Consider the following 18,056-nt stretch of genomic DNA (forward strand, 5'->3'; position numbering starts at 1 on the left):
TATGTTGTTTAAAATTCTTTTATCATGTAGTGTTTTTTAAAGCAAAGGGACAGTTTGTAAAATTTGCTAGAGAGAGGAAAATTCTTTTGTTTAAATCAGTTCCATTAAAAAAACAATTTTTTTCGATTAAATTTCCTCTTGAACCTACAGTTACGTTAGGCTTTATAGTAAGAATAGAGCTTTAATACGTATCTAAATGGAGGATTGGAAATGGAAAAAATTTTTTTGAATTGAAGAAATTGCTGATAAAACAGCTGTATCAATCAGATCGCTGCACGATTATGGCAATATCAAGTTATTAGTACCTTTAAAATAAATCATACGGGTTTGAAACCTTTTTTCTTCAAATCCGTAAAAATTAGAGTAAACCATAAAGAAGGGATGGATTGTTGTGGAAGAAAGATTAGAAGCAAATGAAATTGAAAAGAAGAGTCCAAGTCTATGGGGGATTCTTTGGAGTCCAAGCGAACATTTTGCCAGAATAAAAGAAAAACCGAAAATCTGGGGACCATTGTTAATGATTATTCTTGTGTTTAGCATTGGAATGATCATTGTTACAACCAATACCGAGTCAGGAAATGAAGGTTTACCGGAAGAGTTAGCCCCATTTTTAGTAATCGGTTCTATTATTGCCGGTGTGATTGTACCTATTGTAACTGCGTTTATTGGTACGCTTGTTTATTTGTTGATTGCAAGGTTAGCACGTTCGAATGTATCGTTCCGCCAGCTGTTTTCAATGAATGTATATTTATTGATCCTAACTGCTTTAGGCATGATTGTAAACGGAATTGGCATGGTCATTACCGGGTCGTCAACTACTACGTTCACTAGTCTTACTACATTGATCCCCGCTGATGGTGCACTAAAGGCAGTATTTGATAATATTGAAGTTTTTTCCATTTGGAGTGTCATATTATCGGCAATTGGATTACAGAAGGTGGCATCTTTTTCCAAAGAATTAGCATGGGGTGTTTCCATCGGTTTTTACATGTTATCGATCTTTTTCTCCATGATCGGATGGGCCTAAGAAGTAATATCTGAATCGGTCATTGTTTCTATTCTATAAGTAAGTGAAAGGTGTTTATTGATGAAAAATAAAAAACTATGGATAACCATTGGAATTATCGCCATTATTGTAACCTTGTTTTCTTTTAATCTAATAAAAGCTTCCGGTAATAATATTGAAGTTGAAGTTGCTTCCGTTAAGGAGGAAAAATTATCCGAAAATGTTATCTCACAAGGAACATTAAAACTGGCAAACGAACAGTCGATTTACTATGATGCAACGAAAGGAAAGATTGCAGATATCTCAGTAAAAGTTGGTGACGATGTTCAAGCAGGAACCCCGCTTTTCACCTATAAAAGTGACCAGCTTTTAATGGAACAAAAACAAAATGAGTTGCAAATCCAGTCGGTCAATTTACAAATTGAAGATACACAAAAACAGCTAAAGGAAATAGATAAACTTTTAAAAGACAATAAAGATGATGAAACATTAAAGAAAGAACGTGATCAAGTAAATCTTCAGTTGGAACAAGCAAAACTTGAATTAAAGCAAGCTCAATTACAAAAAGACAATATTAACCAACAGTTAGCCGATTTGAAAGTTGTAAGTGATATTGCCGGTAAAATCATTGAGATAAATGAGGATGCCCAGTTTAAAACAAATTCGGAAATCCCCGAACCGATTATGAAAATTGGTTCAATTGGTCAGTTTATCGTTGTTGGCTCAGTTTCAGAATATGATGCGCTGAAAATTAATGAAGGACAAGCGGTTAAACTAACTGCGGACACAGTTCCTGATAAGACATGGTCAGGGAAAGTGAAAAGTATTTCATATTTACCCGAAGAGTCGACCGGTTTACAAGATTCAGGTGCACAAAGCGGCGTTCAATATACGATCGAAATTGAAGTAACCGATCAAAATATTGAGTTAAAGCCCGGGTTTCAAATGATTATTGAAATCACCGCCAATGAATACACGGCTAAAACTCTCCCATTAACTGCTGTTAAACAAGACGGGGAAAAAAGTTATGTTTTCATTGTTAAAAATGGAAAAGCTGTAAGAAAAGAAGTAAAAGTTGGCAACGCCTCACTCGAATCCATTGAAATTAAAGATGGGGTTACCAAGAAAGATAAAGTCATTAAAGACCCGTCCGATGACATTCAAGATGGCATGGAAGTGATTGTAAAATGATCCAATTGGCTTCTATTAAAAAAAGTTATTCACTAGGGAATGAAGATGTTCTTGTTCTAAACGGAATTGATTTAAAGATTAATAGAGGAGAATTTATCTCAATTATGGGCCCGTCCGGTTCCGGAAAATCCACTTTAATGAATATTATTGGATTTCTCGATCGACCGACTGAGGGTACATATTTTTTAAACGGGAAAGAGGTTTTGCAGTATAAAGAGCATGAACTGGCAAAAATTCGCAACCGGGCGATTGGCTTTGTCTTTCAACAATTTAATTTGTTACCGCGATTAAATGCGTTGAAAAATGTTGAACTTCCGATGATTTATGCCGGAGTTAAAAAGAAAGAGCGGGAAGAACGAGCAAAAGAAGCTTTAGAGAAAGTTGGACTCGGGGATCGGATGTTACACTTACCCAATGAGCTGTCAGGTGGCCAAAAACAACGGGTGGCAATTGCCAGAGCCATTGTCAATAAACCCGATCTGATCCTGGCTGATGAACCGACCGGTGCCCTCGATACAAAAACAAGCGAACAGATTATGGAGCTATTTACTATGTTAAATAAAGAAGATGGGACTACCGTAATTGTTGTTACGCACGAAGAAGAAGTGGCCAGCTATGCCAATCGGTTAATCTTATTACGTGACGGGTACATCGTTCAAGATATTGATCAAGCAAATAGAGGAGAGATCCTATGAGTATTGTCGAAAATATTAAAATTGCTTTCTCCTCCATCTTTGTTCATAAAATGCGTTCAATTTTAACAATGATTGGCATAATTATTGGTGTATCGAGCGTCATTTTCATTGTCGCACTTGGTCAAGGGGGAACGGAAAAGCTCAAATCACTAATTGTTGGTTCCGGAAATACGGTTTCTTTATCTTACTCCCCCTCTGAAGAAGAAATGAAGGAAAATCCGGATGCTCTTTGGTCACCGTTTACGGAAGACGATATCCGTGCCATTGAAACAATCCCGCAAATTTCAAAAATTGTGACATCCAGTGATGAATTTGGCAATGTTCGCTACCGGGAAAATACAATTGAGTCATCTATTTCCGGTATTAACCAAACGTACATTGAAGTAAACGAGTTAAACGTATCGAGCGGAAGAAATTTACTGCCATCAGATTTTTTAGGGGGCGGACGTGCGGCTGTAATCAGTTCAGGTCTTAGCAAGGAGTTATTTGAAAAAGAGGAGCCGTTAGGAAAAATTATTTATGTTCAATCACAGCCTTTTGAAGTTGTCGGTGTTTTAGAAAAACCAACCGGTTTGTTGGCATCGTTCAGTTCCAATGAGGTATATGTTCCTTGGAAAACTTGGCGAACGATAACCGGTAACAACAAAATCAGTTCCATCACAATTCAAGCTGAAAATACTGAGAAATTGCAAGAAGCAGGAAAGAAAGCAGCACAATTATTAAATCAAATTCATGGAACAGAGGAAGCCTACCAAGTGACAAACATGGAAGAAATTGCTGAAGGGATTGGCCAAATTACATCCATTATGACCCTGATTATTGGATGTATTGCGGGAGTTTCTTTATTAGTCGGTGGAATTGGTGTCATGAATATCATGCTTGTTTCCATTACCGAACGTACCCGTGAAATAGGTACCCGGATGGCTTTGGGTGCGACAAGAGGTCAAATTTTATTTCAGTTTTTAGTCGAAGCAATGACATTAACGTTAATCGGCGGGACGATTGGGATTTTATTTGGTGCTGGTGTTGCCTATTTGGTTTCGTCGATAATCGGGTTTCCGATAATTGTCTCATTGCCGGTCGTTTTAATCGGATTATTGTTCTCGATGTTTATCGGTATCATATTCGGCATCTTACCTGCTAATAAAGCATCGAATTTAGACCCAATCGATGCTTTAAGATATGAATAACCAATTAGTATCGCGCATTATGGCAAGTCAAGACAGCCAAAGCAGCATAGAATAAATTTTATTTATAAAGCTCTCTTATATAAAACTATTTGAACAAATCAATTCTGTAAAAGCAACATATGCATTTTCAATATAAAACTATTTGAAATTAATTCCTTTACACAAAAAGGCATGGTAATCAAAACTTGAGTTACCATGCCTTTTCATCTATTAGTGAAACAGTTTTTTCTGGTTAATACATATTTTATACATGAATGTTTAGCTTTAATTCGGAAATTATGATTGTATTGGTAGTTCTTCTTTTTCCCGAATCATGTTTTTCATCCGTTCTCGGTCCCTCTCGATAACACGTTTCAAATAATAACCGGTGTAAGACACATCTGTTTTGGCCACTTGTTCAGGCGTTCCTTTCGCAATAACCGTACCGCCGCGATCCCCGCCTTCCGGACCCAGATCAATAATATAGTCCGCTGTTTTTATCACATCGAGATTATGTTCAATAACGACCACCGTATCGCCGTTTTCAACAAGACGTTGTAAAACATCGAGGAGACGGGCAATATCATCAGCATGAAGACCGGTTGTCGGTTCGTCCAAAATATACAAAGTGCGGCCATTGGAACGCCGATGCAATTCGGAGGCAAGCTTAACCCGTTGTGCTTCCCCACCGGATAATGTCGTTGCCGGTTGACCAAGTTTCATATACCCGAGACCAACATCATAAATCGTTTGGATTTTCCGTTTAATTTTTGGGATATTGGCAAAAAACTCCAATGCATCTTCTACGGTCATATCAAGCACGTCCGCAATATTTTTCCCTTTATATTTCACTTCCAATGTTTCACGATTGTACCGTTTTCCATGACAAACCTCGCATGGTACATAAACATCCGGAAGAAAGTGCATTTCAATTTTAATGATGCCGTCCCCTTTACATGCCTCACAGCGACCGCCTTTAACATTAAAACTAAAGCGTCCTTTTTTATAGCCGCGAATTTTGGCCTCGTTCGTCGCTGCAAATACATCACGGATATCATCGAAAACACCTGTATAAGTAGCCGGATTGGAACGTGGAGTACGTCCGATCGGTGACTGGTCAATATCGATAACTTTTTCCAGATTTTCTATTCCTTTGATTTCTTTATGTTGCCCCGGTTTCACTTTGGCACGATTTAATTTTTGTGATAGGCTTTTATATAAAATTTCATTAACTAATGTACTTTTACCTGATCCGGAAACACCGGTGACCGCAATAAATGTACCGAGAGGAAATTTAACACGGATATTTTTTAAATTGTTTTCTTTACCGCCAACAACTTCCAAATATTGTCCATTTCCTTTTCGCCGTTCTTGTGGCAACGGAATAAATTTTTTGCCGGCTAAATATTGACCTGTTAATGAATGCGGATCACCCTTCACTTGTTCCGGTGTTCCGGCTGAAACAACCGTGCCTCCATGAACACCCGCTCCCGGTCCAACGTCGACAAGATAATCAGCCGCCAACATCGTATCTTCATCATGTTCAACAACGATTAACGTATTTCCAAGATCACGCATTCGTTTCATCGTTTCAATTAATTTATCATTATCGCGTTGATGCAAACCAATTGACGGCTCATCCAAAATATACAGGACACCCGTTAATTGGGAACCGATCTGAGTTGCCAGACGAATCCGTTGTGCTTCTCCACCGGATAATGTACCGGCCGCCCTGCTCAAGGTTAAATAATCCAAACCAACATTAACAAGAAAACCGAGCCGTTCCTTAATTTCCCGCAAAATTAAGCGAGCAATGTTTTGTTCTTTTTCACTTAATTCCAATGTATCGAAAAAATGGAGAGCTTCTTGAATGGAAAAGTCGGTTACTTCCGCAATATGAAGTCCATTAATTTTCACTGCCAATGTTTCTTTTTTCAAGCGATATCCTTTACATGTCGGACAAGGGTTTTGCGCCATATACTTTTCCATTTGTTCTCTTGTATAATCAGAAGTGGATTCCCGAAAACGGCGCTCAATATTGCGAAGAACGCCTTCAAATTCGATATCCGTATCCCGAATCATGCCAAAATCATTTTCATAATGGAAGTGAATTAATTCCCCATCTGAACCGTATAAAATTTTATCCATTAAATGTTGCGGAATATCTTTCACCGGTACATCCATATCAATCCCGTAATGATTACAAACCGCTTCTAATAATTGCGGATAATACTGGGAACTGACCGGTTCCCAAGGTGCAATCGCCCCTTGTCGTAATGTTAAGTTTTTATCCGGAATGACAAGGTCGAGATCCACTTCCAATTTCGAACCAATCCCGTCACAATCCGGGCAAGCCCCAAACGGACTGTTAAACGAAAACATCCTTGGTTCCAATTCCCCGATGGAAAAACCACAATACGGACAAGCATGTAACTCACTGAAAAGTAATTCTTCTTGACCTATGACATCGATTATGACGCGTCCTTGTCCTAGTTTCAATGCTGTTTCCAATGAGTCGGTCAGCCGTGCTGTGACTCCTTCTTTTATAATAATCCGGTCAATGACAACATCAATGGAATGCTTTTTATTTTTTTCCAGCTCAATATCATCGTTCAATTCAAGCATTTCTCCGTCAATACGGACGCGGACAAACCCTTCTTTCTTTATGTCTTCAAGAACTTTGGCGTGCGTCCCCTTTCTGCCGGAGACTACCGGAGCTAAGATTTGAATCCGGGTCCGCTCCGGATATTCCAATATACGATCGACCATCTGTTCAACGGTTTGTGAGGTGATTTCAATGCCATGGTTCGGACAAATCGGGTGACCAATACGAGCATATAGTAATCGCAAATAATCATATATTTCCGTAACTGTTCCAACAGTTGAACGGGGATTCCGACTGGTCGTTTTTTGGTCAATAGAAATAGCCGGAGATAATCCTTCAATAGAATCAACATCCGGCTTGTCCATTTGTCCTAAAAACTGCCTGGCGTAAGCAGAAAGGGACTCGACATACCGACGTTGACCTTCTGCATAAATGGTATCAAAAGCCAGCGAAGATTTTCCTGAACCGGATAACCCCGTAAATACTACAAGTTGATTACGGGGAATATCGACATCAATATTTTTTAAGTTATTTGTCCGTGCACCTCTTACTTTAATTTGATCCTTCATTTATCGTCACCTTTCTGCTTTCAACTCTAATACCAAGTCTCTCAATTCAGCAGCGCGTTCAAAGTCAAGTGCTTTGGCTGCTTCTTTCATTTCCACTTCTAATTTTTGAATTAATTTTTCCCGTTCTTTCTTAGATAACTTTCCATATTTATCAGTCGTACTGTATTCTTCCTGTTCTTCAGCGGCAATGGTTGCACGAATAACATCATGAATTTCTTTTTGAATCGTTTTCGGGGTAATGCCATGTTTCCGATTATATTCTTCTTGGATTTGGCGCCGCCGTTTTGTTTCATTGATTGCGAAATCCATTGAACGAGTAATTTGGTCCGCATACATAATGACTTTTCCGTTTGCATTTCTCGCTGCCCGGCCAATCGTTTGGATTAATGAACGTTCTGACCGTAAAAATCCTTCTTTATCTGCATCTAAAATGGCAACAAGGGACACTTCCGGAATATCAAGTCCTTCCCGTAACAAGTTAATCCCGACAATGACATCATATTTGCCCAGTCGCAAATCACGAATAATCTCAATCCGCTCCAATGTTTTTACTTCAGAATGTAAATACTGAACTTTAATCCCGATTTCTTTCAAATAATCGGTTAAATCCTCGGACATTTTTTTCGTTAATGTCGTTACAAGAACCCGCTCATTTTTCCGAATTCGTTCTTGAATTTCTCCGATAAGGTCATCAATTTGTCCTTTGATCGGACGGACCTCTATAATCGGATCCAGTAAGCCGGTCGGACGAATAATTTGTTCAACCACCGTCGGACAATGTTCCAATTCATATGGTCCCGGAGTTGCTGAAACGTAAATAATTTGGTTGATATGTTTTTCAAATTCTTCAAACATAAGCGGTCGGTTATCCAGGGCAGATGGTAAGCGGAAGCCATGTTCAACAAGTACATTTTTTCTTGCTTGGTCTCCGTTATACATACCCCGGATTTGCGGAATCGTTACATGGGATTCATCAACAACGATTAAAAAATCCTCTGGAAAATAATCGAGCAACGTATATGGGGTAGCGCCCGCTTCCCTTAAGGTTAAATGACGGGAATAGTTTTCAATTCCTGAACAAAAACCCATTTCCCGCATCATTTCCAAATCATAATTTGTCCGCTGTTCCAATCTTTGTGCTTCTAAAAGCTTCCCTTGATCCCGGAGTTCCTTTAACCGTTCTTGTAATTCTTGTTCAATATTTTTAATGGCGACTTGCATTTTTTCTTCCCGTGTAACATAGTGGGAAGCCGGATAAATCGCCACATGTTCCCGTTCTCCGATAATCTCGCCCGTCAACGCATCGACTTCCCGAATTCGATCAATTTCATCACCAAAAAATTCAACACGGATACAATGCTCATCTCGTGAAGATGGAAAAATTTCCACAACATCACCGCGAACCCGGAAGGTACCCCGATGGAAGTCAATATCATTTCGGGTATACTGGATATCAACCAATTTCCGAAGCAGTTCATTCCGCTCGATTTCCGTGCCGACCCTTAGTGATAATACAAGTTCTTTATATTCTTCCGGTGAACCTAACCCATAAATGCAGGATACACTGGCTATGATAATGACATCGCGACGTTCAAATAATGCCGATGTCGCTGAGTGTCGCAGCTTATCAATTTCATCATTAATACTTGCATCCTTCTCGATATACGTATCGGTCTGTGGTACATAGGCTTCGGGTTGGTAATAATCATAGTAACTGACAAAATATTCAACGGCATTGTTTGGGAAAAACTCTTTGAATTCGCTGTATAATTGCCCTGCCAATGTCTTGTTATGAGCAATAATTAACGTTGGTTTATTCACTTCTTTTATCACATTAGAAATGGTAAAAGTTTTCCCTGTACCGGTTGCCCCCAGCAATGTTTGATGTTTCTTGCCGTTTTTTAAGCCCGCAACCAGCTCTTTTATCGCTTGCGGTTGATCCCCTTGAGGTTGATATTTTGACACTAACTGAAATTGATCCTTTGTTTTTTCCATCTAAATCACCCCATTATTTTTTGGGTCCGTACATTCATCATTCACAGAATCTATTTTACCAAAAGCATAACAGAAAAGCCACTATTTTGCGAACGAATATTCGTTTAATTTTTATAGGTTAGGCGAATGTATAAATTTCCAACGAGGATGCCCATTCCGCGGATTTAAGGACGCCTCAAGAAAAACTTCAAATGATACAGTCCCAGCTGTAAATTTAATTAACCACAATATTAACGTTATACACAATTTTTACACTGTTTATCCACAGGGTATGAAGAACTTATCCTCATTCCCCGATGAAAAAAAAACCGCCTAACAAATTGTGATAAGCGATTTTATACCTCATTCATCCTTTTTTCTTTTAAAATTTTTTACCATGCGTTTTGAATACCAAAATCCTATCGTCAACGAAATACCGTCAATAATAATCAACGGCCATGAATGAGTATAACCTTTATATGCGGACACAGAAATCAGAGCCAATGTTAACAGCAATCCGACGATATGATTATAAGTTACTCGTGAAAATAAGATGACCAACAAACACGGAAAGATTAATCCGGCAATTAATTTTCCAAGCATACCCTCACTCCAAAATATATAATCAGTTTAGGAGTCAGTCCGAAGAAGTTTATTCCACGTACCTTTATTCCAATTTTTCCAATCTTATGAGTACCAACTGCATAATGATCGGCTTTTATATTTTCGTCGGAACCACTCCCAGTCCCTGCTTTTGCTTTATAAAATACAATTTATATTTTATCATATTTTGCCGGATTCGTATGTTTAAACGCTTGTGGATAACTTTTCCACATCTTCCGAGTAGTTTTTCTAAAGTTAACTTCTGACTTGTGTACATTTTCCAACTACCGTGAACAATTTTGTTAGTTATGTGGATAAGTTGTGATTTTTCTGTGCTTAACTGCAGTTATTATGTGGATAATTTTTGATTAGTTGTGGATATAAAGGGTTCCTCTGTGGATAACTTTCCGTTCTTGTTACTTGCATAAAATGGACATGATAATCTTTTTCCTTATTCTCCTGGAAAGAAGGTTTAATTATTTACGATTAACAACAAAATTATGACCAATCTTAGAAACTTTTTATAAAAGGATTGTTTGACTATAGAAAAATCGGTATATTAATGTTGCTTGTGATTTTGATCACAATACATTAAAAAAGTTAGGAGTTTTTCTATGTCTACAAGTGCATTAAGTACAGCCATTGATACATCTGTAAAAAAAGCCGATATGCTGAAAAATGACCCAAAGAAATTTTGGACAAAGGCGATGCTTGCAGGAGTTTATATTTCGTTTGCGGTTGTTTTTGCCTTTCGAATTGGAGACGCATTCAGGGCAACCGGATCACCGGCCACATCCTTAATCGGCGGGATGACCTTCTCACTAGCGTTAGTTTTAATTGTGATTGGTGGCGGTGAGCTGTTTACCGGGAATACGATGTACATGACAATGGGCAGTCTGGATCAAAAGACTTCCTTGAAAGAAACCCTGTATGTTTGGGGTGTTACCTATCTTGGAAATTTAATCGGCGTCTTGTTTTTTACTTTTTTATTTGTTCAGACGGGTTTATTTAAAGATATTCCAGCTGACCACTATTTATTTAGTGCGGTGACAGGCAAGATTGGATTAACGACAGGGGAAATGTTTTTTCGCGGTATTCTATGTAACTGGCTTGTTTGTCTGGCCATTTGGCTCCCGTTGCAAACCGACAATTTTGCAGCAAAGGTTATGTTGATCATGATGACGGTCACTTCTTTCTTTGTTTCCGGTTATGAGCATAGTATTGCCAACATGGCGTTATTTTCTATTTCTTTATCAGTCCCTCACCCGGATACTATTACCTTGACAGGAGCGGCTTTTAATTTGCTCATTGTTTCACTTGGAAACATTGTTGGTGGTGGGTTATTTGTTGGAGCAACAAATTGGTATGTAAATAGGCAAGGAATTAAAAAAGAAGTGCCAATATATGCAGGAGATGAAAAGCAGAAAATTATTGCTAAATAAAGATTCGTTTGGTGATCATTTTCCTTTTATTTTTTCCCTTTAAAAACCACCCTATTGCTTTTGTTCATTTGGGTGGTTTTTATGGATATAAAATTATTTTACCTTTATCGCATTGCCAATATGATACCAATGTATACAGTCGACATTTTTTTACGGTATTTGAGTTGGTGTGGCGTAATTTTGGACGGCCGTGTTCATTTCTTAAATTTCAGCATAATTGCAAAGAGTGTCTATTTTTTTGACATTCATTCAATTATTAGACATTTGTTTAGATTATCAACCGAATAGCAAATATGTATGCTAATGCTGAAAAACAGTTATTTTTAAGTCGATTAGTTTTGCGAATAGATCTACCATTTTCAATTAGATGACAATCAGAATGCGGTAATTCATCGTTTGAGGCGACTCATAAATAAAGAGCTAACATTTTTTTATTGGATGAGCGTCTAAGGAAGAAAAAAGACAAAAACACCTAATGCGAATCCAGATGGAAAAGTTAATTATACCTTTCAATGTTTCAGCACAAATTCCCGCAAACCATACTAGTTTATCAGAAGTTCCATTGCTTAACTTTCAATCCACGCACCCATGAAGAGTGCGACTTGATTATTATGAGCTTAAAAGATTGTTAGCTTTGATTTCAATCCATGCACCCATGAAGAGTGCGACACTAAACAAGCACGCTGATTATTCAACGTACTTGAATAGAAATCCACCTTCTTCGAATTTTCGACCAGCAACAGTTTCTTTACCAGTTTTGAGTGAATGCTTCACCCAGCCAACGTTACAAATTTTGTTCTCTGTTGTCCATTTGAAAGTCTCTAGTAATCCATCGATTGTATTTACTAGTTGGCCATCTTTATATACTTCAATAACTCTTCTACGTCCTCGACGTAGTTGAGCTCGAGGTTTAGTTCCTTCTTCTTGTTGTTGAGCTTATCTATCTTGCTCTTCAGCAATCGCCCTTCTTCTTCGACGTTCTGGCTTGTCAACAATAACACGAACTTTTTCTCCAGGGAGTACTTGCGGAATCGTTAGCCTTAACTTTTTCTGATTTCCGTGCTCATTCTCACGCCAAACACTAGCTCGTCCCGCGCCTTTATCGTCCAAACTTTTTATCTCAACAATCATTTCTTCATTCGTAACGGTCATAATTAATTCCTCTCCATTAAATCTTTTACTCCAATTAGTATAAAGGACTAATGGACTTTTGGGAATGATACATCCTTAGTAGATATTACAAGCCTTGACATAAAACACCTAATCTTTCGTTTCCGCTATGAAAAATTGTTTAAAGTTCGTTTTTATCTCGGGATTCTTGCCTCAGTATCTGTATCCTATATCTTAAACAAAAAATTAACTTTGTTATACCGATTTGTTGATAAAAAAGATTTTCGGCACATTTCGTGTAAAAGTTTGGTTTTGCACAAAATAACTGATTACTTATGAACAGTTCATTTCTCAGACTCCCACTCATTTTATTGAGTATTTTGCGAACGCAAAACTGCACCTCCAAATGTTGGTGCTCCCTAACATTTAAAGGTGCAGTATTTTATCCATTATTAATTCAACGCATTTGAAACGAACTCAAACATAAAGCTGCTCATCTTTGGACCGCCATTTCTCACCGGATTACCATTTCGATCAGAAAAACCGCTGCTATGTACACCAATGACTTGATTGCTTGTATTTAACATAGCAGAGCCCGACTGTCTTGGTGCTGTATCAATTGTATAATAAGCTACTTGACTATCCTCACTTGCAACATTTCCACTCATCCCATATTGATTTATGGCTCCATCTCTTCTGATCAAATCACCTGGATAACCATAGATCCCGATGTTCTGATTAAGAATATTCGTTACCTGCCTAATTCCTGCATATCCAGCACGTTCTCCTGCATGGCGGCCATTCGATGGACTTAGTACAAGAACTGCATAATCTTGAGATATTGCTCCAGTATTGATCCAATGGGAAGTAACATAATAATCGATCGCATTATATGCTCCAAATAAAGCGGTACTACCACTTACACCCGGATAAACTGTGGCACTCACTATCCCTCTTTGCGTAGTAGGATTCACAACACAATGCCCATTTGTTAAAACTCTATCGATACCAATTAATGTCCCTGTACAAGATCCGCGGCTACCATCTGCCCACTCCAAGGAAATATAAGTAATGGCACTATATGGGAATACTATTGTATTTTCTACTCTAGTTCTTCCATCTGGACCGATGACAACAAATGGTGCGACTTCATTTGTGGTCACATCTTTTACTAAAGGTTGTGTAGTCTCTAAAAAGCCTTTATTTAGCAAATCACCAACAAAAATAGGATTAAGCTCTCCTGAGCCTTGAAAACTTTTTGTTTCATTGATAAACGTTAAGTTCTTATTGCTGTAATCCTCATATTTTGTTACCTCTCCCTTTGAATTAACTCTATCCAAGGGATGTGAAGATTCTTTTGCATTAAAATGAAAGTCTCCTAGTGTATTGTCCGCCAAAGCACTGATTGGAACGAATAAAAAGGTAAACAAAAAGATTGTTAGAAAAACACTTTTTTCAAAATATTACCTCCTTTCAAAATATGATTATATTATAACGAATTTTCATAAAACAAACAATTACAATTAGTAAAGAAGTGTAAATTTATTTGTTTTTATCAATTTTCCTTATTTGCATTAATTTAATTTGTGCCGGGTACGATTCAAGGACTTCTTCATACCAAATAGCGACCTGATCACCACTTTTAATTCCTGTCCCTAAAAGTTTCATTCCATCATCCAGTAATATCGCTATTTCCTCAAACTTTTTTGAAAACATCGTAACATCTTCATCAGAAAAATTTTCCAAGTCAGAAGCTGTAATATTTTCTCCTTTAACGAAATATTTCGTACCATTGTGAAAAACAATATAGCCTTCATCAGTTGGCTCTTGCCCCTTCATGGAAAAACGATTGCTCATTTCGCTGAATACCCATGTACCAATAAGCAAGAACAACAAGCCTCCAAACACAGCCTTCTTTGATGTCAAAATTTTTTTCACAATCCACACCACCAGAAAAGTCATATTTTATTATATTACTATCTTCGCTACAATCATTGTCATCTCCTGTGTTATTTTATAGTTCCTTTGGTGTGAAATTTATGTAGGGTTCGACAGTCATTTCCATTTCGTCTTTAGGTAGACCGTCACGATTTCAATCCACGCACCCATGAAGAGTGCGACAGCAGCAGAGTAATAGCTTTTAATAAAAACTATGTAATTTCAATCCACGCACCCATGAAGAGTGCGACCAGGGCCGACAGCGTAAGCAGCCCTGTGGTAATTATTTCAATCCACGCACCCATGAAGAGTGCGACCGAGATTGACAAAATAGACAAGCGTTTGGCCAAAATTTCAATCCACGCACCCATGAAGAGTGCGACAACAGTCTGGGTTGCATGGTAATCGCAGATATATTTGATGTAGTAGTGTTTACCTTTTAATTAAGCAATATCATAACATACCTTAAAATTTTTTATTAATCACATAAAAAGTACTGCCAATATCGCTTGGCCAATTTAGGATATTCAAGCCATGCTAAAATTGGTATTGTGGTTTTATTTTTATATCTTATGTACTTATTACTCTTATTTAATTTAATCCACTGCACTCGCAGGTTGTACAACATTTTTAATATCGCTTCTAGTCTCTTAACGTAGATCTTTTCTTTATTAATTACAATCTCGTTTTCAAAGGTATTTAATCTCCAATAATGTTCTTTATATTGTTCATTGGCATTACGATAATCTTCGATAAAATCAAGGAAATCCCTTGTATAAACACCAATAGGTTCAACAGATAATAGAACATCTAAAGATTTTTCTATTTCATCAAGCAAATTATTTACTACATAATATTCTTTTGACTTATTCTCAATAAATTTCGAAAAATCTTCTTTAGCCATTTTAAACATTTGGCTATATTGATAAATATATTCTTTTATTTCCAAATCATAATCTGGCAAATCATTTTCATTAATATAGCGAACAGTTTCCACATCTTTTAATAGACTGACTATATAATCAAACTCTTTTTTTACTTCACTTACAATAAAGTAAAACGGAACAATTATCGGAGCAATCGGATCAGTAAATATTGGTTCATATAATATATATGCGTAATCAAATACCTCTCTTTCTATTTTTTCTATTGTATCTTTATCAGTAAATATTACACCAGCCTCGAAATTATTTTTAGTATAGTTTGTAACATTTGCACTACCGATGTACAAAGTTTTCCCATTACTAATAATCTTTGAATGATTATTTTTATTGTAAAACAGCTGAACATAAGGGTTTTTATTTAATACTCTATATATCAATGAGTCGATTTTATAATCACTGCTACTGTTGAAATCATAAATATTGAATATAACCTTAATGTCATTAATAAATTCTATGTTTTCAAGCAGAATATCATAATAATCTAAAGGCATATTATAACTATAAGAAGTTAAATATAAATGTAACCCTTTTTCTTCAAAAATAGATTTAAAGTTTTCAATTCCTTCTGAAAGAACTATTTTTCCCCTTTTCGATTCTATTTCTTTATATTTCATATTTTTTTTACTCCCAATCAAACTCTTATTGAATAGTATTGTTTATCTAAATTCTTTATTGTTTCCAAAATTTATAAAGATCAACATTATCACTACTCGGTCTATATGTTTTTTTATGAATTTGATCTACTTGTATAAATACGGGCATAGATAAAGCAGTACCCGATACTATACAACAACCGCTTGAAAGGGTAGGTATAGCTGCTCTCGAAACTTTATCCAATGTAGGGATTGTATTATCAATCATTTCTAAATCTTTATCATTTACAAGTCTGTGAATAAAATAATTATGTATTTGTGAAATAATTGTGGGTGAAATATCAAAAGGCCTTTGACTACAAATAGTTAAGTAAAATCCAAATTTCCTACCCTCTTTAATTATCTCCTCAGAGCCTTTGCCAAAATGCTGTATCTCCTGAAGCAGTAGGCAGTCAGACAATTAAAGATCGTGGATTTATTCCACTATAGAAAAAGGTATTTGCACGAATATTATGACAAGTATAAAAGAAAAAATGGTGAGTTTTAATTTCAGTGGATAAATTCGCTTATTATCAATATCTGAATTTTTCCATTTCAGTCGGTTTTAGACGAGTTTTAATAGATTAGGCTACTCATTCCCCTGGTAAATATTGTAAAATGGAAAAACATAATTATTTTTGAAAAAAAAGTGCCATGAAAGTCACTCCTTTGGTAAGATATAAGTACTACCCAATATCCAGTATCCAAGGAGTGATTTCATGACTACTTCTATTCTAACACAAACCAGAGATTTATCAATACAACAAAATTTGATTCCCCACAATTGGCAAGACTATGCCGATATACCCTTTGTCATTCCGGCCATGTGTTTTCCATGGGAGATTTTTAAACCGGTTGAACGAGATTACTACACCTTTTTATATTTGCACCTAAAAAAGGAAAGAGCACATGATCATTTTAATGAAATACAACCAGCACTATTTTCAATACCGGAGGAAGAAGATAAGTCTACGTCTTCCTTATTTCATTCCTCTCCTGCCGGGAGAAAACCGCATCCTTTCATGCCCTTTTTTCGTGCTTTTGAACTGGCCTCTTTACAATATATTGAAGTGATGGTTGAAAGTGTCTATTTACAAGTGAAATCAAACCCGCTATTTGCCGCCATGTGTGGATTTACGGAGAAAATTCCGAGCTACCGTTCCTTTGCTCGCTTTGATCAAATCATGACAACAAATGATCTTTGGGAAAAAGCCCGGCTATTGGTGGTTGAATATAATAAAAGGGAAGGCGTGGTTGAAACTTTTGAGAAAGCAGTCGCCGTGGATACATCACATATAGAGGCAGAAGCAACGTTGAATAAAACAAGGAAGACGTGTTCTTGCAAAGGTGATTGCGATTGCCCCAGAATCCTTACAGATGATAACGCAGGGGTGATGCGTAAAAGCAATGCAGTCTCCTATATTGCGCATAAATTATCAATGGTATGCGGGGTGAAATCCGGCTTGCCTTTGACGCGGGAAGTATTCAAAGGAAATACACCTGATGGGAAAACATTAGAAACGACATTGGAGACGTTTAAGGCGGAGCACCCCGAGATGGCTGAGCAGTTGGACTTTATCTTGGCAGATGGAATCTACCAAACGCCGGAAAATCAAAAAGTGACAAAGGACGTATTACAGGCGAAATTGGTGGCACCCATCAACCCACGGAACCGTAAAGATAAACCAACTTCCGCCCGGGGAATTGAAAAAATCAATCGGTACGGCACCCCCATCTGTATCAGTGAACATAAAATGGACCTTAGAGGATCTGATCGGGAAAAGGGGCAATATATTTACACTTGTCCTGTATTTCATCCAAATGCTAGGCAAGAAGGACTCACCTGCCCGCTGTCGAATCACGTGGAATGTTGTAATGGGGCAGCACAAGGAAGAGTATTTCGGCTGGACTTTGATCAAGCGCCTCAAGTAGACGTCGAGTTGCCCCAACATGGGCGGAAATTTAAAGTGTTATATAGTGCCAGAACGATCATCGAACGAATCTTTGGCATTCTAAAAGACGGATATAGTCTCCGTCGTGTTCACAAGCGTGGAAAACAGGCAGTTGAAGCGCATGTGGATCGTTGCATGATATCTATGCATATCATGGCAAATATGGCGTATCATCAGACAGGAAAGGCCAATTGTGGATGGACACGCCATCGACTGAATTAAGTTA

The 18,056-nt window shown here is 37.3% G+C and carries 13 protein-coding genes; 6 read left to right on the forward strand and 7 right to left on the reverse strand.

What is annotated here, in order from left to right; translation table 11 throughout:
• Positions 1–391: 391 nt before the first annotated feature.
• From NSQ14_RS15655 to NSQ14_RS15670, 4 genes are read left to right on the forward strand one after another with little or no spacing between them, the layout of a single operon-like run.
• Positions 392–1,027, forward strand: a complete 636-nt coding sequence (locus NSQ14_RS15655; RefSeq protein ID WP_034772492.1) for a Yip1 family protein — start codon at positions 392–394, stop codon at positions 1,025–1,027.
• A gap of 60 nt (positions 1,028–1,087) precedes the next feature.
• The gene (locus tag NSQ14_RS15660; protein ID WP_043988516.1) at positions 1,088–2,197 is read left to right on the forward strand and encodes an efflux RND transporter periplasmic adaptor subunit; all 1,110 of its coding nucleotides are present in this window, start codon (positions 1,088–1,090) and stop codon (positions 2,195–2,197) included.
• The gene (locus NSQ14_RS15665) at positions 2,194–2,892 is read left to right on the forward strand and encodes an ABC transporter ATP-binding protein (protein ID WP_326974071.1); all 699 of its coding nucleotides are present in this window, start codon (positions 2,194–2,196) and stop codon (positions 2,890–2,892) included. The genes NSQ14_RS15660 and NSQ14_RS15665 overlap by 4 nt, the downstream gene beginning before the upstream one ends.
• Positions 2,889–4,082 carry an ABC transporter permease gene (locus NSQ14_RS15670; RefSeq protein ID WP_346216570.1) on the forward strand — a complete coding sequence of 398 codons (1,194 nt, stop codon included), beginning with the start codon at positions 2,889–2,891 and terminating at the stop codon, positions 4,080–4,082. The genes NSQ14_RS15665 and NSQ14_RS15670 overlap by 4 nt, the downstream gene beginning before the upstream one ends.
• Positions 4,083–4,358: 276 nt before the next feature.
• Here the strand turns inward: NSQ14_RS15670 and uvrA are convergent, their stop codons facing one another.
• The 3 genes from uvrA to NSQ14_RS15685 all read right to left on the reverse strand — a co-directional run bounded on the left by uvrA (position 4,359) and on the right by NSQ14_RS15685 (position 9,812).
• A complete protein-coding gene (gene uvrA / locus NSQ14_RS15675; RefSeq protein WP_041847587.1) occupies positions 4,359–7,235 on the reverse strand; it encodes an excinuclease ABC subunit UvrA in 2,877 nt (958 codons plus the stop codon).
• Positions 7,236–7,241: 6 nt separating this feature from the next.
• Positions 7,242–9,230: an excinuclease ABC subunit UvrB gene (uvrB, locus tag NSQ14_RS15680; protein ID WP_041845070.1), complete on the reverse strand. Its 1,989-nt coding sequence runs from the start codon at positions 9,228–9,230 to the stop codon at positions 7,242–7,244.
• Between the two features lie 342 nt (positions 9,231–9,572).
• The gene (locus NSQ14_RS15685) at positions 9,573–9,812 is read right to left on the reverse strand and encodes a CsbA family protein (protein WP_034772501.1); all 240 of its coding nucleotides are present in this window, start codon (positions 9,810–9,812) and stop codon (positions 9,573–9,575) included.
• A 614-nt stretch (positions 9,813–10,426) separates the two neighbouring features.
• On the opposite strand from NSQ14_RS15685, the gene NSQ14_RS15690 reads away from it, so the two are divergent.
• On the forward strand, positions 10,427–11,254 hold the full coding sequence (locus tag NSQ14_RS15690) for a formate/nitrite transporter family protein (RefSeq protein WP_034772504.1): 828 nt from the start codon (positions 10,427–10,429) through the stop codon (positions 11,252–11,254).
• A 936-nt stretch (positions 11,255–12,190) separates the two neighbouring features.
• On the opposite strand, the gene NSQ14_RS15695 is transcribed toward NSQ14_RS15690, so the two are convergent.
• The 4 genes from NSQ14_RS15695 to NSQ14_RS15710 all read right to left on the reverse strand — a co-directional run bounded on the left by NSQ14_RS15695 (position 12,191) and on the right by NSQ14_RS15710 (position 15,860).
• The gene (locus NSQ14_RS15695) at positions 12,191–12,406 is read right to left on the reverse strand and encodes a hypothetical protein (protein WP_041845071.1); all 216 of its coding nucleotides are present in this window, start codon (positions 12,404–12,406) and stop codon (positions 12,191–12,193) included.
• Positions 12,407–12,816: 410 nt separating this feature from the next.
• Positions 12,817–13,575 carry a trypsin-like serine peptidase gene (locus tag NSQ14_RS15700; protein ID WP_346216571.1) on the reverse strand — a complete coding sequence of 253 codons (759 nt, stop codon included), beginning with the start codon at positions 13,573–13,575 and terminating at the stop codon, positions 12,817–12,819.
• A gap of 331 nt (positions 13,576–13,906) precedes the next feature.
• The gene (locus tag NSQ14_RS15705) at positions 13,907–14,302 is read right to left on the reverse strand and encodes a DUF3221 domain-containing protein (RefSeq protein WP_051989160.1); all 396 of its coding nucleotides are present in this window, start codon (positions 14,300–14,302) and stop codon (positions 13,907–13,909) included.
• A gap of 478 nt (positions 14,303–14,780) precedes the next feature.
• Positions 14,781–15,860, reverse strand: a complete 1,080-nt coding sequence (locus tag NSQ14_RS15710) for a hypothetical protein (protein ID WP_341288551.1) — start codon at positions 15,858–15,860, stop codon at positions 14,781–14,783.
• Between the two features lie 737 nt (positions 15,861–16,597).
• Between NSQ14_RS15710 and NSQ14_RS15715 the strand changes: the two genes are divergently transcribed.
• Positions 16,598–18,052: a transposase gene (locus tag NSQ14_RS15715; RefSeq protein ID WP_041845943.1), complete on the forward strand. Its 1,455-nt coding sequence runs from the start codon at positions 16,598–16,600 to the stop codon at positions 18,050–18,052.
• Positions 18,053–18,056: the final 4 nt, after the last annotated feature.

This window comes from Caldifermentibacillus hisashii (genome assembly GCF_039654145.1).
Taxonomy (GTDB): Bacteria; Bacillota; Bacilli; order Bacillales; family Caldibacillaceae; genus Caldifermentibacillus; species Caldifermentibacillus hisashii.